18 protein-coding genes and 1 riboswitch are annotated in these 19,120 nt (G+C 49.3%); of the genes, 14 read left to right on the forward strand and 4 right to left on the reverse strand.

Annotated elements, in window-relative coordinates:
• From L9W92_RS14675 to L9W92_RS14685, 3 genes are all read right to left on the reverse strand, one after another.
• Positions 1-151, reverse strand: a 151-nt coding sequence (locus L9W92_RS14675; protein ID WP_240084523.1) for an ATP-binding cassette domain-containing protein, incomplete at its 3' end; no start/stop codon positions are given.
• A gap of 88 nt (positions 152-239) precedes the next feature.
• The gene (locus L9W92_RS14680) at positions 240-1,769 is read right to left on the reverse strand and encodes an HlyD family secretion protein (RefSeq protein ID WP_240084495.1); all 1,530 of its coding nucleotides are present in this window, start codon (positions 1,767-1,769) and stop codon (positions 240-242) included.
• A gap of 197 nt (positions 1,770-1,966) precedes the next feature.
• On the reverse strand, positions 1,967-2,641 hold the full coding sequence (locus tag L9W92_RS14685) for a response regulator transcription factor (RefSeq protein ID WP_240084496.1): 675 nt from the start codon (positions 2,639-2,641) through the stop codon (positions 1,967-1,969).
• Positions 2,642-2,867: 226 nt separating this feature from the next.
• On the opposite strand from L9W92_RS14685, the gene L9W92_RS14690 reads away from it, so the two are divergent.
• Both L9W92_RS14690 and L9W92_RS14695 read left to right on the forward strand, forming a co-directional pair.
• Positions 2,868-3,725: a DNA adenine methylase gene (locus L9W92_RS14690; RefSeq protein ID WP_240084497.1), complete on the forward strand. Its 858-nt coding sequence runs from the start codon at positions 2,868-2,870 to the stop codon at positions 3,723-3,725.
• A 61-nt stretch (positions 3,726-3,786) separates the two neighbouring features.
• A riboswitch (cyclic di-GMP riboswitch) is annotated at positions 3,787-3,873 on the forward strand.
• Positions 3,874-3,958: 85 nt separating this feature from the next.
• Entirely contained in the window at positions 3,959-4,141 is a 183-nt protein-coding gene (locus tag L9W92_RS14695; RefSeq protein ID WP_240084498.1) for a hypothetical protein, read from the forward strand.
• Positions 4,142-4,187: 46 nt separating this feature from the next.
• Here L9W92_RS14695 and L9W92_RS14700 read toward each other — a convergent pair whose 3' ends face one another.
• Positions 4,188-4,802: an ATP/GTP-binding protein gene (locus L9W92_RS14700; RefSeq protein ID WP_240084499.1), complete on the reverse strand. Its 615-nt coding sequence runs from the start codon at positions 4,800-4,802 to the stop codon at positions 4,188-4,190.
• 148 nt (positions 4,803-4,950) lie between these two features.
• On the opposite strand from L9W92_RS14700, the gene murJ reads away from it, so the two are divergent.
• The 12 genes from murJ to L9W92_RS14760 all read left to right on the forward strand — a co-directional run bounded on the left by murJ (position 4,951) and on the right by L9W92_RS14760 (position 19,099).
• Complete coding sequence (gene murJ / locus L9W92_RS14705; protein WP_240084500.1) at positions 4,951-6,621, forward strand: murein biosynthesis integral membrane protein MurJ; 1,671 nt, start codon at positions 4,951-4,953, stop codon at positions 6,619-6,621.
• A gap of 80 nt (positions 6,622-6,701) precedes the next feature.
• Positions 6,702-6,944 carry a YlmC/YmxH family sporulation protein gene (locus tag L9W92_RS14710; RefSeq protein ID WP_240084501.1) on the forward strand — a complete coding sequence of 81 codons (243 nt, stop codon included), beginning with the start codon at positions 6,702-6,704 and terminating at the stop codon, positions 6,942-6,944.
• 190 nt (positions 6,945-7,134) lie between these two features.
• Positions 7,135-8,328: a methionine adenosyltransferase gene (metK, locus tag L9W92_RS14715; protein ID WP_240084502.1), complete on the forward strand. Its 1,194-nt coding sequence runs from the start codon at positions 7,135-7,137 to the stop codon at positions 8,326-8,328.
• Positions 8,329-8,678: 350 nt separating this feature from the next.
• Complete coding sequence (locus tag L9W92_RS14720) at positions 8,679-9,131, forward strand: glycosyltransferase family 2 protein (protein ID WP_240084503.1); 453 nt, start codon at positions 8,679-8,681, stop codon at positions 9,129-9,131.
• A 19-nt stretch (positions 9,132-9,150) separates the two neighbouring features.
• Complete coding sequence (locus L9W92_RS14725; RefSeq protein WP_240084504.1) at positions 9,151-10,851, forward strand: sensor domain-containing diguanylate cyclase; 1,701 nt, start codon at positions 9,151-9,153, stop codon at positions 10,849-10,851.
• Positions 10,852-10,862: 11 nt separating this feature from the next.
• Positions 10,863-11,606: a ComF family protein gene (locus L9W92_RS14730; protein WP_240084505.1), complete on the forward strand. Its 744-nt coding sequence runs from the start codon at positions 10,863-10,865 to the stop codon at positions 11,604-11,606.
• Between the two features lie 290 nt (positions 11,607-11,896).
• Entirely contained in the window at positions 11,897-12,094 is a 198-nt protein-coding gene (locus L9W92_RS14735) for a cold-shock protein (RefSeq protein WP_446676308.1), read from the forward strand.
• Between the two features lie 213 nt (positions 12,095-12,307).
• Positions 12,308-12,832, forward strand: a complete 525-nt coding sequence (gene hpf / locus L9W92_RS14740) for a ribosome hibernation-promoting factor, HPF/YfiA family (RefSeq protein WP_240084507.1) — start codon at positions 12,308-12,310, stop codon at positions 12,830-12,832.
• A gap of 248 nt (positions 12,833-13,080) precedes the next feature.
• The gene (gene secA, locus L9W92_RS14745) at positions 13,081-15,741 is read left to right on the forward strand and encodes a preprotein translocase subunit SecA (RefSeq protein WP_240084508.1); all 2,661 of its coding nucleotides are present in this window, start codon (positions 13,081-13,083) and stop codon (positions 15,739-15,741) included.
• Between the two features lie 353 nt (positions 15,742-16,094).
• Positions 16,095-17,205, forward strand: a protein-coding gene (gene prfB / locus L9W92_RS14750) for a peptide chain release factor 2 (protein WP_240084524.1) whose coding sequence is annotated in 2 segments (ribosomal slippage) — positions 16,095-16,163 and positions 16,165-17,205 — 1,110 coding nt in all. Because the reading frame shifts where the segments join, the coding sequence is not laid out codon by codon here.
• 213 nt (positions 17,206-17,418) lie between these two features.
• Entirely contained in the window at positions 17,419-18,261 is an 843-nt protein-coding gene (locus L9W92_RS14755) for a YitT family protein (RefSeq protein WP_240084509.1), read from the forward strand.
• A gap of 19 nt (positions 18,262-18,280) precedes the next feature.
• The gene (locus L9W92_RS14760) at positions 18,281-19,099 is read left to right on the forward strand and encodes a transketolase (RefSeq protein WP_240084510.1); all 819 of its coding nucleotides are present in this window, start codon (positions 18,281-18,283) and stop codon (positions 19,097-19,099) included.
• The last annotated feature ends 21 nt before the right edge of the window (positions 19,100-19,120 follow it).

Here is a 19,120-nt window from a genome sequence, read left to right on the forward strand (position 1 = left end):
AGTAGGCGCCTTCGGTTGGTTTGTCCAGACAGCCGATAATATTCAGCAAGGTGCTTTTGCCGGAGCCGGAGGAGCCCATAATCGCCACCATTTCTCCCTGGGTGACGGTCAGGTCGATGCCTCTTAAAGCGTTAACCTGCGATGCCCCCATGGTATATACTTTTTTGATAGTTTTTAATTCGATCACTTTATTTTCCGGCAAATATGCCACCACCCAGATTTATTTCGCCGGCTTATAATCAGCGCCTGGCTCCGCCTCCGGTTGTCACCCGCGGCGCGCCCATCATCATCGGGTTGCCGCCCTGGCTGCCCTGTGTAGTGGTAGTTGTCTGATTTAAAGCGCCAATCACCACTTTGTCGCCTTCGCTTAAACCATTAATTATTTCATAATTGCTCAGATCCGACAGTCCTAAAACCACGCGTTGCGGAGAGGGAATGCCGGAGTTGTTCATAACAAGAACCGTGGTTTGCTGTTCCTGGTAGCTTGCCGGTACGCTTGAAGCATCAGCATTGCTGCCTCCATCGTTCCCGGCCCCGGCGCTGCTGCCCCCGCCGGTTCTCTGGCGGTTTTGCCGCTGGCTGCCGCTGGTGCCGCCGGTTTCTTCCGGCACCGGGGAACCTGCTTGTCTCATTTTACTTAAATAAGTGACTGCATAAGTAACGGCTCCTTTGGGGACGGTGAGAACATTCTCATGCCGGTCAATAATGATTTGAACATTGGCGGGCATACCTGCCTTCAGTTCTTGGTAGTTTTGGTCCGGCTGAATGATGACATCATAAATCTGCACGTTTGATAGGGTATATGCCTGTGGAGAAATGCTGCTTAGCTTGCCGCTGAAAGTTCTGTCCGGAAAGGAGTTCACTGTGAATTCAACTTTCTGGCCGACTATGGCTTTACCAATATCTGCTTCGTTAACCTGAGCCTTTAACTGCAGCGCTTCTGAAATTACATCGATAAACCCGCCGCCGCTGGTGTTATTGTTATTGGCCGTCGCCCGCTGGCCGACGGCGCCGTTAACCGCGCTGACAGTGCCTTCGATGGGACTGAACATCTTGGCTCCCGAAAGGTCGTTTTGAGCCAGTTTTAACTGCGCCTCACTGCTGTCTACCTGGGCGACCGCCGCTTCAATATCCTCCGCGCGATTGCCGGCTTGCAGTGACCTTAGGGAGTTCTCGGCCTTTCTCAAATTACCTTCGGCATTAATAAATTCCGAGTTGTACTTGTCGAGATCGGCTTTGGCAATCGCCCCCTCCTGATATAACTGCTGGTAGCGCTCCAAAGTGGACTTCGCCAGGTCGTAGTTCCCCCGGGCCATTTGGACTTCTGCTGCGGCTTTATCCAAATCTTCCTGGGTGGAACCGTTCTGCAACAGTTCCAGCTTGGCGGTGTTTCCTTTCAAGCTGGCTGTAGCCTGGATTACCGATGCCTCCAGGTTGTCGGTATACTGTTCGGCTAAAATCTGACCGGTGGTCACGTGGTCGCCTACTTTGACATAGATGTCTTTAATGATTTCGGAGTTCTTAAAACTTAGGGAAACCGTGCTTACCGGTTCGATTGTCCCGCTGGCTGAAATAGAGCTGGTGACAGTGCTTTTTTTAACGGTGTCGGTAAGGTAATTTCCCGGTGTGCTTTTGCGGGTTGTCATTATGTAGAATCCTGCCAGCGTAGTTGCCGTAATTATTATTATCCCAAGCAGCAGCTTTTTTCTTTTTATAAACTGGACAAGAAAATTGAGCTTGCTTATGTCAGGTCTAAGAGTGTCTGCCAAGATACTTTCCCCCTTGGGTAATAAATTAAGGAAACATTTAACATAGCTTCCGGTGTCCCTGCCGAATACGGACACTGAATGCGCAGAATTTGCTCAATTGAACTTAATATGAAAATCGTTCCTGTAAAGCCACCTAGTAACAGTCTAACTGATTATTGTGACTAAATTTTGAACAAATGGCTAACTTTTTTTGAAAACTATATGCGCAATAAATAGCCCGTTCCCCGTACTGTAACAATTTCCCCCTCATTGGCCGGCCACTCGTGCAATAAATGCCGTATGCGTTTGACCGAAACATCCACCGCGCGGTCTCCCCCTTCGTAATCCACTCCCCAGACATGATCCAGCAGCTTATCCCGGGTAAATACCTGGTTTGGGTGGCGAACCAGAAAAGCCAGCAGTTCCCAATCGCGCGGCGCAAAATAAATCGTTGTACCTCTAAGCGAAACAGTGCGGGAGGTAAAACTCACAATCAAGCTCCCGAATTGGACAAGTTCAGGTTCAATCAGGCGGGCCGGCCGCCGCAGCACAGCTTTGACTCGCGCTACAACTTCATCCGGATCGAAAGGTTTCGGGATGTAATCATCGGCGCCCTGCTTAAACCCATGCAGACGGTCTTCTACGGCGCCGCGCGCTGTCACCATGATTACGGGGCAGCTGCTTTGCTGGCGAATTTCATCCAGCACCGTCCATCCGTCTTTTCCGGGCAGCATCAAATCCAGCAGAATCAGCGCGGGATTTACTGCGGAAAATATGGACAGCGCTTCTTCCCCGTCTGCGGCGACATGCACCTTAAAGCCCGCGTGCTCCAGATAAGCCTTGAGCAAAAGAGCAATTGAATATTCGTCTTCAACCACCATAATCGTCTGCAATAGACCACTCTCCGAAGTAAGTATAGTATGGATCTTGAAACTACCGGCTAAAGCGTTTCCTTTGAATGATTATATTATATCATTAGTTTAACATGAAGAAAGATTGCTTAAATCCCATTATGTAAGAACAATCCGGGGATATTTGCAGGCTTTACATTGCTTGCAAACGTGGAAAAATAGTAAAATAAGTATGTTTTAAATACTTTGTATGACGGTGAAAAAACTAATGACTGAAAATAAGCTGCTTGGACCGTTCTTAAAATGGGCGGGCGGCAAACGGCAGCTGTTGCCGGAAATAAGAAGATTAATTCCCCTAAGTTACAAAACATACTTTGAGCCTTTTGTCGGAGCGGGGGCCGTTCTTTTTGATATTCAGCCTGATAAGGCTGTAATAAACGATATTAACGATGAATTGATCAATGTTTATAAAGTTGTCAGGGACAACCTGGCTGAGTTGATTGAAGATCTCTCAAAACACGCTAATTCTAAGGAATATTACTACCAAATAAGAGATTTGGATAAAAAAAAGGAGCGCTTTAACAACCTATCTTCAGTTAAAAAAGCTTCAAGAATAATTTATCTTAATAAAACCTGCTATAATGGTTTATTCAGAGTAAATAGCCAGGGCTGTTTCAATGTCCCTTTCGGCAATTATAAAAATCCGAATTTATTTAACAGGATGGCTTTGCAGGCTATCAGCGAGTATTTGAACAGCGCGGATATTTCCATATATAACACCGATTTCGAGGAGGCGGTGGAAACAGCCGGCCGGGGAGATTTTGTATATTTTGACCCGCCTTACGATCCGGTGTCGGACACAGCCTCTTTTACCGGGTATTATTTAGGCGGGTTTGATAAAAACAAACAAATAAGACTCAAAGCGACTGTTGACAAATTGACGCAGAAAGGATGCAAGGTCTTATTGAGCAATTCCGCGACTAGTTTTATTAAAGAACTTTACGCTGACTATAAGATTATGCCGGTTGTGGCGAAGCGGCCGATAAATTCAGCGGCAGCCAAGCGGGGGAGCGTCGAAGAAGTGCTGGTTTTAAATTATGACTCAAATATAAGAATATCTTATTAAAAGCATAATGCGGGACAAAAGTCCTATTTACAATAGGTCCAAAGTCTAGTATAAATAAGTTGTCTGAAAAGGGCAAACATAGTGAAAACTATGGACGCAAAACTACGGGTCTAAAGCGCCTCAGCGCTACGACAGCCGGGTTGCCAGGAAGAACAATTTAGTTCCTGTGACAGTACCCCGGCTATTCTGGAGGGTATTTTTTATTTTCGCCTGAAAGATGGGAGGGTGTTGGAATGAGCCCTAATCCTATGGATGTCGCGGAAACATACCGTGTAATGCAGCAAATCAGATTGAAAAAGGAAGAGAAAATAAATGTTCTACGCAAATCCAGAGATAACGGAGCATCACCCAGTCAAGAGCTGCCGGGTGATCCAGGTAATGCGCATCTGGGCAAAGAGATTGACGGGCATGTGTGATCATTGTCTTAGATATACTGAACCCGGCTGAGCCGGGCTTTCCTTATTAACAGGTACTTCCCCGGGCAGCATCCGGACCTGAGTTCTCTGCCGCATTTTTGGGCGGCAGGTTAAGACTGTTTTTAACAATGCTGACTCTCTCAGTCATATTGCCTTTTACCTCAACATAGTTAATATTCATTATGCTCAAGAAATCTATGATTTTCTTGTCTACCTCCAAAGCAAATTCTAAATTTTGATATCTCACGCCATCATCGACCAGCCTAATTTCCCTGGGTATGTAAAATATTTCATATTCGTTCAAATCCCGCATGGCCCACTCATATAGTTTCAGTAAGGCATATTTTTCCTTTCTGTTATTGAAATTGCAGGTAAGAATTCCATAAACGTAACACAATATTGTGGCATTGTCGCAAAAAATAATATCGCTATGCTTCAAATGCTCCTCCCTTTTCTTTTGTCCTTCATAAAGCAAGAATTGCTCGAAAATATTCGTGGGCACCCCGTAATTGACAATGTACTCGCGGGTGAATTCCTCACAGATGGATGATATGTAGCCTGCGAGACTGTAATCTACGTCCAGTTGCTTGCAGAGGGTCGTTTTACCCGTTCCGGGGCCTCCTAAAATTGCCACCTTGATTGGTTTGTTATTGCTAGGCATACACGCATCCCCCAATATAAAATGTTTATCCATAATCAAAAATTCGACATTATCAACATAATACCTTCATTCAACCAGAATTTAAACTTTGCGCGGCTACAGGCTTATATTTATGTCTTTATACGGCGAATCTGTTATAATACAAATTATGAACACTGGAAGGTTGATGGCCGGCGGGGAGCAGAAAGAATCATCCGGCGCTGTAAAGGCACAAACGTTCCCCTCAACGAAGGGTGAGAATGTGGAAAAAACAACGACCGGCAAGATGATTTTCAATATTACCGTATTAATCGCTTTTTTTAGTGCTTTGTCAAAATTGCTGGGGGTGCTGCGTGATAGTGTAATTGCCCATAAGTTTGGCGCCACTGGTGCCTCCGACGCCTACCTGGTGGCTCTCACGGCGCCAAATCTGCTTTTCTATATTATCAGCGGGGCGCTGGCGGCGGTAACGGTGCCCGTATTTATTGAATATTCGACAAAAGGAAAAAAACAGGAAGCCTGGAAGGTTTTTAATACTGTTTTTAACGCTGTAACCGTGGTGTTCATTTTAATCGCAGCGGCAGGCATGGTTTTTTCCCCGTGCATTGTCAAGCTGATCGCCTGGAATTTACCGGGACAGACGGCAAACCTCGCCGCCAGTCTTGCCCGGATTATGTTTCCCTTGCTGCTTTTTGCGGGGTGGGCTTCACTCTTTGCCGGCTTATTAAACGCAAATAACATATTTGGGATACCGGCTTCTTCGAATGCGGTAAATAACGTGGTAATCATCCTGGGCGCCGTCACCCTGGGCAGTTTTTACGGAGTACACGGCTTGGCCGTAGGTACGGTGATAGCCATGGCGGCGATGGCTTTAATGCAGGTGCCGGCCCTGCTCCGCGCCGGATACCGGTATAAGCCGGCGCTGGATCTCAGTCACCCCGGCGTGAAACAGGTTTTTAGCCTGATCTTGCCGGCTGCGGCAGGACTCACGGTCAACCAGGCCTATATATTGATTGAGAAAAATATTGCCTCCGGTATGCCCGAGGGGACTATCACGGCCCTCAGTTTGGCCAATAAGCTGGTTCAGGTTCCGATCAGCCTTTTTGTGCTGGCATTGGGCACAGCGGTTTTCCCAACACTCACCAAACTTGTGACGGCGGGGGAGCGCGAAGAGTTTTCTGCTTCGTTAAACAGGTTGCTCAGAATATTGATTCTGGGGATGGTTCCCGCCAGCATCGGCTTGATCGTATTGCGATATCCGATAGTAAGTTTGCTGTACAAGAGCGGGGCCTTTGACCAGCGGGCAACGGAAATGACTGCCGCCGCCTTGCTTTTTTATTCCGTCGGGCTGGCCGGGCAGGCTGCCAATGCTATTCTGACCAAGGCTTTTTATTCCTTGCAGGACACCAAAACACCGGTAAAAATTACTCTGGCTACCGTACTGGTCAATCTCGGCTTGAGTCTGTTATTGACCAGGTTTCTGCAGCATGGCGGACTGGCTTTGGCCAGTTCGCTTGCCTCGTTGACCGGTACTGCTTTATTTATGTTCTTTATTGAAAAAAAGGTGAAACCACTGCGATGGACCGGTTTGATCAGATTTACCCTGCCTGTTTTGGCCGCTTCCGCGTTGATGGCCGCAGCCAGTTATGGCCTCAATGATGTCTTAACCGGTTTATTTAGCCCGCATGGCAAGCTTGGCCTGGCTGTTCAGGTTGGGAGCTCGGTTGCGGCGGGTGTGGCGGTATTCATAGCCGCTGCTTTGATTCTCAAGATCGAGGAATTATACATTCTGCGAAATTATCTTATGGCGGTTTTTACCGGCGGAAGACAAAAAGATTAGTATTATTCAAATTTATCCATGTTAGAGTTGTGAACCTTTAAAGAACGGCGGGCATACCCTGGTGTAAGGGGGTGCCGGGTATGCTGTTTAAAATATCTGAACTGGGTCTTAGGGACACTGTAAATATGGTGGACGGCGCGAAAATGGGGGTGGTGAAAGACGTTTATATCGACTTGGAGAGCGGAAGAGTGCTTTCATTAGTGCTTTCAAGCGGCAGAAAATATTTCGGGCTTATTCCAGCCGGCAAGGATGTGGAGGTGCCGTGGGAAAGAATAAAAAAAATTGGCGTTCATACTGTGCTGGTTGAGGTAGAGCCTCAATAAGATATATGGTTCCAACGTTTGTTATAAGGTCGGTATTTGTTGACATTTCTCTCCCGGTATTGTTAAAATGTACTGTAGTTTCCGGTTTGTTGTTAAGACGGAGGAAATGCTCATGGCATCCGACGCAAACCTCTGCTCCGGAGGTTTAATTTTATGTTTGAGGCTTGTACTAAGATAAGGAGTGATGATGATGGCCAAGCGGTTATTTACATCTGAATCAGTCACTGAAGGACACCCGGATAAGATAGCCGACCAAATATCGGATGCGGTTCTTGACGCTATTTACCAAAATGACCCACTGGCCCGGGTAGCCTGCGAGACCTTGGTTACTACCGGTCTGGTACTGGTAAGCGGTGAAATTACGACCCACTGTTACGTGGATATTCCCAAAGTAGCCCGGGAAACTGTCCGTGAGATCGGCTATACCCGGGCGAAATACGGCTTTGACTGTGATACCTGCGCGATAATCACCTCTATCGACGAGCAGTCCGGTGATATCGCCCAGGGCGTGGACCACGCCCTGGAAACCCGCGACAGCGCGGAAGGTAGAGATAAATTGGATGCCACCGGCGCCGGCGACCAGGGGATGATGTTCGGTTATGCCACGAATGAAACGCCGGAATTGATGCCGCTGCCTATATCCCTGGCCCACGGCCTGGCGAAGCGGCTGTCGGTAGTCCGCAAGAGCGGGTTGGTTCCCTACCTCCGGCCGGACGGAAAATCCCAGGTGACAGTAGAATACGAAGGCGGCCGTCCGGTAAGGGTGGACAGCGTTGTGATCGGCACCCAGCACGATCCTAAAGCAACCTTGGAGGAGATCCGCAAGGATACGCTGGAACAGGTAATAAAACCAATTATTCCGGCTGAATTGCTCGACAATTCGACCCGTTACCTGGTAAATGCCACGGGCCGTTTTGTTATCGGCGGGCCGCAGGGGGACACGGGCCTCACCGGAAGAAAAATCATTGTGGACACATACGGCGGGATGGCCCGTCACGGAGGCGGAGCCTTCTCGGGTAAAGATCCCACCAAGGTGGACCGCTCAGCCAGCTATGCCGCCCGGTATGTCGCCAAAAACATAGTAGCCGCCGGGCTGGCGGATAAGTGTGAACTGCAAATTGCCTATGTTATTGGCGTAGCCCGTCCGGTTTCAATAATGGTTGATACTTTCGGCACAGGCAAGATAGACGAGCAGACCCTGGTTAAGCTGGTAGGCGAGCACTTTGATCTGCGTCCGGCAGCTATTATCAAAGATCTGGACCTGCGCCGGCCGATTTACAAGCAGTTGGCCGCCTACGGACATTTCGGCAGAAATGACCTCGATCTGCCCTGGGAACGCACCGACAAGGCCGAAGCGTTGAGGCGGGACGCCGGTTTAAAATAAGAGCCCGTTTCGGCACGGTAAGTCTTGAGAGTGTTGTTAACATATACTTAAGGAGCCAGAAGTCAGGAGTCAGAATTAAGAATGTTTAGAGACGGTTCTCATATTCTGACTGCTGACTTTTACTCTCTCTGAAAAATTTTTTTTATCATCTGCTGTAAACACGTTATTGGTATGGATGTCTATTTTTAGTAGTCAGGCCTTCATGAAGCCTGGCCTTATTATTATATGGATTAAAATAGAATTCAGAATATTTCGGTACGATAAAACATCTATTCTTAATTCTGAATTCTGAGTAATCACCCCTGGCGGATATCCTGCATATGGTGCAGTAAAGGCCGGGGGTGAAAAATGTGAACTTGCTTTTGGTATCATTGGCAATGCTGGCCGCGGCGGGCTTTGTCTTTCTTTTCAGGATTTTTTTCAACAGGAGTTGTCAAACTGTTCACAAGAGCACAAGAACGGTGGTTATTATTGTCAAGGATCAGGAGCCATGGGTGGAGGGTTTTATTCGTAAAATTTTTTACCTGATCAAAAATACACCGTGGATAAAAGTACGGGTGGTGGACGATGGTTCTTGCGATAAAACATTGGAAATACTGAGCTGTTTACAAAGATATTACCCTTTTGAATTGTTGTCCGTGAAGGCCGCGAAAAACATGGAATCAAACGGGGATGCCAACGGATTTTCGCACACGCGGCAATTTGACGTTAGAGGTTTAGCAGGTAAAGATCTGCTGCGTGCGCCGTTATTCTTCCATTTATCCCCTAACAGTGCAGGTAAATTCAACGTTTTGTCGAAATAAGCGTTGAGGTGGAATTAACTTGCGACCGAGAAGTATTGTGCATATCCTGTATGTATGGCTAGTGGTCGGCCTGGCGGCCTGGCAGTTGTACCTCCTTTTCCCAGCCCTGGATCTGGACCGGGTGCGGGAATTGCTGTCTATTGTTCTCCTGGGCGTGCTGTCCGAGTGGCTGGCTGTATCTTTTCCCCACGGGCAGCTTTCAGGCGGCTTCGCCCTGGTCCTGTCAGCTTATTTAATCTTTGGCCCGGCGGCAACCGCCTGGGTTTCCGGCCTGTCAACACTTTTCGGTCAAGGGATAGCCAACCGGGGCAATCCGGTTCGCACTACTGTCTTCAATGCCGGGCAGTATGTATTGGCGGCTGTCGCGGCCGGCCATATTTATCAGTTTAGCGGCGGCCGGCTGGGTTTGTCAGGTTTTGCGGAAATTTTACCTTTAGCTGCTTTCACTGTCTGCTACATGGGAATCAATCACCTGTTGATTTACTTTTACCTCTTGCCAAAGCGTCGGTATTATCCCGGTCCGGCCTGGCTGGACGCGGTTAAGTGGGATAGTCTGACCTATCTGTTTACTGTTCCCCTGGGGCTTTTGATTGCCATGATATACATATATACGGGCTTAACCGGGATCATGCTGCTGTTCTCTTCCGTGCTGGCGCTTCAGTTAATCATGCGTCATTATATTCACCTTCACGTGGCCAACCGGGAACTGAAAGCTTTCTATGATGTGGCCACTATTTTAGAGAAGAATCCTGAACCGGCCGAGTTGTTGGCATTTATCTTGAGAAGAGCGGGAAAGGTTTTTCCTTACCATTCAGGAGTTGCTTACCTACGCTCCGGTGAAAGAGATTCCTTTGCGCCGGTTGCGGCAACCGGGCCGTACTCCAAGCATCTTAGCCAAACCAAGGTATACAGCGGTGAAGGGATCGCCGGCTGCTCAATAGCGGATAGAAAGCCCGAAATCATATCCGATTGCAGAACCGATTCACGTACCAGGAATGAAGCCGGTTTGTGCCAGATAATGCGCTCGCTGTTAATTATCCCGTTATTATCCGGTGAGGAAGAATTAGGAGTTATTGTCCTGGGTGATCGCAGGCCCATGGTTTTTGACGAAAAACACCTGCACATTATGGCCGTGCTTGGCGGACAAGCAGCCCTAACCGTGGGGAAATCAGTGCTTGCCGGCCGTTTGGAACATGCCGCGTCACTGGATGTTTTAACAGGACTGTTAAATTCGGGAGTTCTTTTCCATGCCGCCTCGGAGATATGCGGGACAGCCGGCGGAAGCGGCGTAGCGGCCGGACTGATGATTATCGGCGTGGACCGGTTTAAGGCTTTTAACGACCGCTATGGCCGGGCGGCGGGGGACTGGACGCTGGCCGAACTGGCCGGGATCATTAAAGGCGCCACGCGCGGAGATGACCTTGCCGCGCGTTACGGCGGGGATGAGTTTGCTGTAATCCTGCCGGGCGCGAGTGGCCGGCGCCTGATGGACATTGCCGGCGGTATAAGGGATGAAATCGAGGAGCACTATTTTCTGCGAGAGGCCGGAAAGCAGGCGAGAATCACCGTCAGCATAGGAGCGGCGGAGTTTCCACAGGACGCCGGCGACGCGGCGGGCTTGTTCAAGGCCGCGCAGCGCGCCTTGGATAAGGCTAAAAAGGATGGCGGGAACCGGGTTGTTTCCGCAGCTGTTTCGATTATTGGGTTACCCCGGAAATAAAGGGGGTGCCGGTGATTTCAGGGTTATGGGATAGTCTGCTTGATTTGCTTTTTCCCCCGCTGCCGGAATGTCCTTTTTGCGGTGCTCACGGTTCAGGGGTGGAAGTATGCCGCGCTTGCCATGCAGTAGTGGACGGTTATCGCCTGGAGGCTCATTGCCGCATATGCGGCCGCTTGCCGGAAAAAGCCGTGCCGGTTACCTCGGGTGGCTTTTACCTGTGCGGTGAATGCCAAAGACATGGCTGGCCTTTTGTTGCGGCCCGGGCGCCGGGACCTTACGAGGGGGTCTTGAAAAAGGCCATCCACCGTTTTAAATATGGCGGCAGCCGCAGGCTGGCCGCGCCGCTGGCCTCGCTGATGGCCGAGCTGTTGTTGTCAGATGCCTTATATGCCGATATAGATCTGGTGGTGCCTGTGCCTCTGTCAGGTAACAAGCTGCGTCAAAGGGGATTTAACCAGGCTGCCTTGCTGGCAAAAGAAATCGGCGTCAGATTGAAAATACCGGTGAACGGTCGCGCGCTGGCTAAAATTATGGATACACCTTCCCAGACCGGGCTGTCCAGGGCGGCGCGGGAAATTAACTTAATAAACGCCTTTCATGTGACAGACGCGCGATATCTTCAAGGTAAAAATATCCTAATTGTTGATGATGTTTTCACTACCGGCAGTACAATGTCATCTGCCGCCGCAGCGGTTAAACAGGCGGGGGCGGGACAGGTGTTCGTTATCACGGCTGCCACCGGTAGGTATTCCTAAAATTCTACAAAAAACATGCCAACAAATAACATAGATTTACATTTTTTTATTGGGGAGAATTAGTTACCCACACTTTAAGGGCTGATTTTATTAGTTATTAACAGACTTATCCACATTATCAACAGAAACTTCTAAACAAAGAACTTTCCGCAAGGTTTTTTTCGACAAAGATGAGATATATGTATAGTAGTGGGATGTTATGAAAGGCTTGACAATCTCATAACCCTATGTTAACATGACTTTACGTGAGCTAAAGACACACGGAATTAAGTTTTCTAGGAGGTATGTTTGTGTTAGGTAAGGTTAAATGGTTTAATCAAGAAAAGGGTTACGGGTTTATTGAGAGAGAAGACGGCGGGGATGTGTTCGTTCACTTTTCAGCGATTCAGGAAGAAGGTTTTAAGACTTTAAATGAAGGACAAAAGGTTGAATTCGATATTGTCGAAGGCGCCCGGGGTCCTCAGGCGGCCAACGTTTTAAAAATATAAATTTTACTAAAATATAAATTATACTAAAGTTATGATAACTTTCGGTTTACCCCAGCAAGTCTGGGGTTTTTGCTTATTGCTCACAGGGGTGGTAAGCGGTGATTAGTTGCCCAAGACTCCCCGGCGGTCGCCGTAGGCGAGTTGAATTATAGCAGGAATTTTCGCCAAGTTGGGGAATAATAGTATTAGGACATATCAAAAGGGGGTTGTTTTATGAAGGTGCAAGTACGCGGCAGAAATATTGAAGTGACGGACGCATTGAAAGATTATGTCGCAAAACGCGTCGGCAAGCTGGATCGATTTATAGACAACCTCGGTGACGCTCAGGTGACAATGACTGTTGAGAAAGATTCCCACCGCATTGAAGTAACCATACCGGTTAATGGGATGATCTTGAGAGGTGAAGAAAGCACCGGAGACATGTATACTTCTACCGACCTGGTGGTGGAGAAACTTGAGAAGCAAATTCAAAAATACAAAGGAAAGCTGCAAAAAAGGGGTATCCGGGTAATGAGTGCGCAGAAGCCTTCTGCCGCTGACGACACCGAAGAGGAAGCGCCCAAGCTGGTTAGGACCAAACGTTTTGCGATCAAACCGATGCCGGTGGAAGAAGCTGTTCTCCAGATGAACTTGCTTGGGCATAACTTTTTTGTGTTCTCCAACGCTGAAACCGAGCAAGTCAATGTAGTTTACAAGCGCAAGGACGGGAATTTCGGAATTATCGAGCCGGAGTTCTAAATTTATCAAAATTGATTGTTGTTTTAACAGAGCGCCTCTCCAGGGGCGCTCATTATTTGGAATAAAATACTATAATTGACGGTGTTGATAATGATCAAGTATAATTATTTGATATAAAATGATGAGGTGCAACCTGGTCAGGAGTCAGGAGTCAGGAGTCAGGAGTCAGAATAAGAGAATGGTTTGTTTGTTGTCTCGATATATTCTGAATGCTGACTACTGAATGCTGAATAATGAGGTGATATAAAGTGCTCGGGTTTATTAAAAACTGGCTTGATGATAATGCCCGTGAAGTAAAAAAGCTGCAGCATGTTGTTAATAAGATCAATAGCCTGGAACCAAAGATGTCTGCAATGCCGGAAGAAGAATTAAAAGGCATGACCGCGGTTTTTCGCGAACGCCTGGATCAAGGACAAACTTTGGATGATATTCTGCCGGAGGCTTTTGCCGTGGTAAGAGAGGTCTCCCGGCGGGTATTGGGGATGAGGCACTTTGACGTGCAGCTGCTGGGCGGCATTGTGCTGCATCAGGGCCGTATAGCCGAGATGAAAACAGGTGAAGGTAAAACCCTGGTGGCTACTTTGCCGGTTTATCTGAATGCTCTCACCGGCAAAGGAGTTCATGTAATTACAGTGAATGACTATCTGGCCCGCCGTGACAGCGAGTGGATGGGCCAGATCTACCGCTACCTGGGTTTAAGCGTGGGCTTGGTGCTGCACGGCTTGGAATGGGAGGACCGCAGGCGCGCTTACCGCTCCGATATTGCTTACGGCACGAATAATGAGTTTGGGTTCGACTACCTGCGGGACAATATGGCCCAGCATCCCGACCAATTGGTGCAGCGTGAGCTAAACTATGCCATCGTGGATGAAGTGGACAGCATATTAATAGACGAAGCCAGGACCCCGTTGATTATTTCCGGGCAAGCGGAGAAATCTACCGACTTGTACTTTACTTTTGCCAAAGTCGTTCCCCGGCTGGTGCGGGAAACCGATTACAATGTCGACGAAAAGGCGCACACTGTGACCATTACCGAGTCCGGAGTGGCCAAGGTGGAAAAAATGATTGGCGTTGAGAACCTGTATGACGATAAAAACGTTGAGCTTACCCACCACCTGAACCAGGCCTTAAAAGCCCACGGGCTGATGAAACGGGACCGGGACTATGTGGTGAAGGACGGGCAGGTGATCATTGTTGATGAGTTTACCGGCCGGTTGATGTTCGGCAGGCGCTACAGCGACGGTCTGCACCAGGCTATCGAAGCCAAAGAGGGAGTCAAGATCGAACGGGAGTCCCAAACTCTCGCAACCATCACTTTTCAGAACTACTTCCGGATGTATGACAAGCTCGCCGGTATGACCGGCACGGCGGCAACCGAGGAACAGGAATTCAAAAAGATTTACGGTTTGGATGTGGTAGTGATACCCAGCAACAAACCGATGATCCGCAAGGACCTGCCGGACGTTATTTATAAAACGGAGCAGGCTAAATTTGCCGCGGTTGTCGAAGAAATAGCGGCCAGGCACGACAGGGGGCAGCCGGTACTGGTCGGCACGATATCTATTGAAAAATCTGAGATCCTCAGCAGCATGCTCCGGCGGAGAAATATTAACCATCAGGTGTTAAACGCCAAATTCCACGACAAAGAAGCGGAGATCGTGGCGCAGGCGGGACGTTTGGGAGCGGTGACTATCGCCACCAACATGGCCGGCCGCGGCACCGACATCCTGCTTGGGGGCAATCCGGAATTTCTGGCGCGGTATGAATTGCGCAGGCAGGGCCACGAGTTTGAAGCCGCCGGGGAGATAGCCTCCGTGCCGGCTGGGACGGATGACCCCGTTTACCGGGCGCTGCTGGAAAAATACCGTAAACAGTCAGAGGAAGAAAGGCGGCTGGTGGTCGAACAGGGCGGTCTACATATAATGGGCACGGAGCGGCATGAAAGCAGGCGCATTGACAACCAGCTCCGGGGCCGTTGCGGCCGCCAGGGCGACCCTGGCTCAAGTCAATTTTACAGCGCCCTGGAGGATGATTTGTTGCGCCTTTTCGGCTCCGATAATATTTCAGGCATCATGGACCGGTTGGGAATTGAAGAAGACATGCCGATCGAGCATGCGATGATCACCAGGTCGATTGAAACTGCCCAAAAAAGGGTGGAAAACCGGAACTTTGATATCCGCAAGCACGTGCTCCAATACGATGATGTAATGAACCAGCAGCGTGAATTGATCTACAGGCAGCGCCGCCAGGTGCTTACCGGGGGCAATCTCAAAGAGAATATCATGGAAATGATTGGCGCCGTGGTTGAGCGGGCCGTAACCACTTATGCCCCGGAAGGGGTTTACCCCGAAGAATGGGATTTAAAGGGGTTGCTGGAGCACGCCGAGCAAATCTTCCTGCCAAATTCCGGATTGGCGCCGGAAGACCTGGCAGAAATGGGACGCAATGAATTGCAGTCCTTCCTGATTGAGCGGTCAAAGGAAATGTACGAAGCCAGGGAACAAGAGCTGGGCGAGGAAATGATGCGGGAGATCGAACGGGTGGTTATGCTCCGCATTGTTGATGAAAAATGGATGGATCACCTGGACGCCATGGATCAACTCCGGGAGGGCATCGGTCTGCGGGCATACGGCCAGAAAGACCCTCTGGTGGAGTATAAGTTTGAAGGATATGAAATGTTTCAAAACATGATTGACTCCATCCAGGACGATGTGGTGCGTTACATTTTCCGGGTGAATGTGGTCCAGCCGGAGCAGCGGCAAAAACGGCAGGTTGTTGAAAACCGCTACGCTGAGGAAGGACCGAAACAGCCGGTGCGCAGGGAAAATAAGATTGGGCGCAATGATCCCTGTCCATGCGGCAGCGGTAAGAAATATAAGAAATGCTGCGGGCGGGCGGAAGCGGTCTAATAATCAGTAGTCAGTAGTCAGAATGAGATAACGGTTTATCGTCTTGAGTAACTGTTCAGCAACCCGGTTGAGGCATGGTGTTATCGATAGCGAACGACTTGCGAAGCGCCGTTAACAGCACCCGGCGAAGCGAGGGTAACCGAATTGCGGCGCGAAACCAGCGGACTACCAACATTACGAATTTGAGTATAATTAGCTTAGTGGATAATGGGCTTGTCCTATTAACTAGCTTACCGCCGCCTTTTCAGCGCCGCTAGTTCGGTCCGAAGCGAGCCGTGGCGATAACACCATGCCTTGATACCAGCCGAATGTCTAATATAGTAACAAAAAATAATTTAGAAAACGGTGAGAGAATGTTTATCGAATTAAAGAGGGAAATTGAGCTTATCGGCAGAAGAATGGAAGATTTGAGGGTTTCTCTTTGACATAGCTAATAAAGAAGAAGAGATAACTTTGCTGGAAAAGCAAATGCTTGAACCGGGATTCTGGGATAACCAGGAAAGCTCTCAGAAAATTACCCAGCGGGTTGCCAGTCTCCGGGATAAGGTTATACATTTTTACGAATTGGCTGGAGAATTTGAAGACCTTGAGGTTATGGCCGAGTTGGGCGAAGATGAAGAAGATGAAGAAATCGCCGCTGAAATAAAGGAAGGCTTGTTAGCCCTTGACCGGAAAGTAACGGATTTGGAGTTGGCCGTTCTTTTAAACGGGCCGTATGACCGGGGCAACGCGATTATTTCTCTTCATGCCGGGGCCGGCGGTACGGAAGCCCAAGACTGGGTCGATATGTTGATTAGGATGTACACCAGGTGGGCGGAGCGCCATAAGTTTAAGATTGACGTTCTTGACATGCTGCCTGGCGACGAGGCGGGCACCAAGAGCGCCACCCTTGAAGTGGTTGGCCCCAATGCTTACGGCTACCTGTGTTCGGAAAAAGGAGTGCACCGTCTGGTGCGTATTTCGCCCTTCGACGCCGCAGGGCGCCGGCACACATCTTTTGCGTCGCTGGACGTGCTCCCGGAAGTGGAAGACGACGTGAGCGTGCAAATCAGCCAGGATGATTTGAAAGTGGACACCTTTCGCTCTAGCGGGGCCGGCGGTCAGCATATTAATAAAACGGACTCCGCCGTCCGCATTACCCACATACCCACAGGTATCGTGGTTACCTGTCAGAACGAGCGCTCCCAGATTTCCAACCGCCTGGCCGCAATGAAAATGCTCCAGGCAAAGCTGATAGATCTCGAATTGCAAAAAAAAGAAGCTGAATTAGCCGCCCTCCGCGGCAATCAGCAAGAAATAGCGTGGGGCAGCCAGATTCGCTCTTATATTTTTCATCCGTACAGTCTGGTTAAAGACCATCGCACCAGTGAGGAGAACGGGAACATCAATGCGGTTATGGATGGAGAAATAGATGCTTTTATCGCCGCTTATTTGAAGGACAAAGCGCGGAAACAAAACGGGTGAGCAATTTAATTGATTATTATCGCCGTTGCCGTAAAGGTGGCGGCTTTTCAATTTTTTGGGGGCGCTTAATAGTGATTGATTTCGACATCTGGGGAAGGAATTTGTAACAAGAAAAAGAATATTACTTCTGGTGCGTATTTTATAGCCTTTTATTATTCTGGACAACATAGTAATACATAACAGAGTTACATGGTAATACCGGAGTGTCCTAAGATGCGCTTAAAAATTATCCAGGAAATAATCGGGGTGAGCGCCGGTGTCATATTAACCGCCATGGGTCTGGATATGTTCCTCATCCCCAATAAGATTGCCGCCGGAGGGGTCAGCGGCATTGCCACAATCCTGCATTATTTGATTAATGTTCCTGTTGGGGCGGCTATGCTTGTTTTGAATGTACCTCTGTTCGCCGCGGCAATTTACCGGCTGGGGCTGCAATTCGGCTTTCGTTCTCTTTTCGGAACGATCACTCTTTCCCTGGCGGTTGACGCGCTTGTGCCGTTGCTGCCCGTTCCCACTCATGACCTATTGCTGGCCTGTTTGTTTGGCGGAGTGCTGGTTGGCCTGGGACTTGGGCTTGTTTTCAAGTATAACGGCACGACCGGGGGAACCGACTTGCTGGCGGCTATATTGCGCACATATACCGGAGTTAATATCGGCCAGTTGCTTTTCCTGGTAGATGCCTCGGTAGTAATTGCGGCCGGGTTTGTTTTTGAATCGGCGGAACTGTCCATGTATGCGCTGATCACCATTTTTATTACCGCTTGGCTGATCGATCTGGTGCAGGAAGGGTTTAGTTATACCAAGGCCTTCCTGATCATATCCGACCGGCCGGCGGAAATATCGTCCGCGATCGTGGAAGGGTTGAACCGGGGGGCTACGGCTTGGCCGGCGCGCGGGGTTTACACCGGTGTCGGTAAAGAGGTTCTCCTTTCGGTGGTGAACCGGTCGGAGGTGACTCGACTGAAAGATATCATTTATCAAGTCGATCCGCACGCTTTCGTAATCCTGGCGGATGTGCACGAAGTGCTGGGTGAGGGTTTTAAAGAGTACAAATAAAAGACACGGGGGTTATGGGATGGGGGAAATAGAATTACTGAAAGGCAAGGCGAAAGAGATTAGAAAAAACATAATTAAGATGTTGGGAGAGGCCGGTTCGGGGCACCCGGGCGGGTCTCTGTCCGCTGCTGATATTGTTACCGTGTTATACTATCATGAGTTGCGCCTCGACCCGGGCCGGCCGGATTGGCCCGACCGCGACCGCTTTGTGCTCTCCAAGGGGCATGCCGCTCCGGTTTTGTACGCGGCCCTGGCCGGAAGGGGATTTTTCCCGGAGGCCGAATTGATGACCCTGCGCAAGTTGGACAGCCGGCTGCAAGGTCATCCGGACATGCGCAAGGTGCCCGGCGTGGAAATGTCCACCGGCTCGCTCGGGCAGGGTTTGTCCGCCGCCAACGGCATGGCTCTGGCCGGCCGGCTGGATAAGAGGAATTACCGCGTTTACGCGCTGCTGGGCGACGGCGAGTTAGATGAAGGAATGGTCTGGGAAGCGGCCATGGCGTCTGCTCATTACAAGCTGGATAACTTGACGGCTTTTGTCGACCATAACGGCTTGCAGATTGACGGACCGATTACCGAGGTAATGTCTCCCGAGCCCGTGTCGGATAAATGGCGCGCTTTTGGCTGGCATGTGCTTGATATTGACGGTCATGACATTAAACAAATTATTGACGCTCTGGATGAAGCCAAAACGGTAAAAGGAAAGCCCACCATGATCGTTGCTAAAACTGTCAAAGGCAAAGGCGTCTCCTTTATGGAGAACCAGGTCGGCTGGCACGGTGTGGCGCCAAAGCCTGGCGAAGTGGAAAAGGCCCTGGCGGAATTAGATGCGGATTAGTGTTTTTTGAGAGGGGAAAAG

Source organism: Pelotomaculum terephthalicicum JT, assembly GCF_022410535.1.
Lineage (GTDB): Bacteria > Bacillota > Desulfotomaculia > Desulfotomaculales > Pelotomaculaceae > Pelotomaculum_D > Pelotomaculum_D terephthalicicum.

Coding starts and splice junctions, on each gene's coding strand:
- L9W92_RS14695 (WP_240084498.1), top strand. CDS start 3,959: ATGAGCCCTAATCCTATGGATGTCGCGGAAACATACCGTGTAATGCAG.
- hpf (WP_240084507.1), top strand. CDS start 12,308: ATGAAGGTGCAAGTACGCGGCAGAAATATTGAAGTGACGGACGCATTG.
- L9W92_RS14700 (WP_240084499.1), bottom strand. CDS start 4,802: ATGCCTAGCAATAACAAACCAATCAAGGTGGCAATTTTAGGAGGCCCC.
- L9W92_RS14690 (WP_240084497.1), top strand. CDS start 2,868: ATGACTGAAAATAAGCTGCTTGGACCGTTCTTAAAATGGGCGGGCGGC.
- murJ (WP_240084500.1), top strand. CDS start 4,951: ATGAACACTGGAAGGTTGATGGCCGGCGGGGAGCAGAAAGAATCATCC.
- L9W92_RS14755 (WP_240084509.1), top strand. CDS start 17,419: ATGCGCTTAAAAATTATCCAGGAAATAATCGGGGTGAGCGCCGGTGTC.
- L9W92_RS14710 (WP_240084501.1), top strand. CDS start 6,702: ATGCTGTTTAAAATATCTGAACTGGGTCTTAGGGACACTGTAAATATG.
- L9W92_RS14760 (WP_240084510.1), top strand. CDS start 18,281: ATGGGGGAAATAGAATTACTGAAAGGCAAGGCGAAAGAGATTAGAAAA.
- metK (WP_240084502.1), top strand. CDS start 7,135: ATGGCCAAGCGGTTATTTACATCTGAATCAGTCACTGAAGGACACCCG.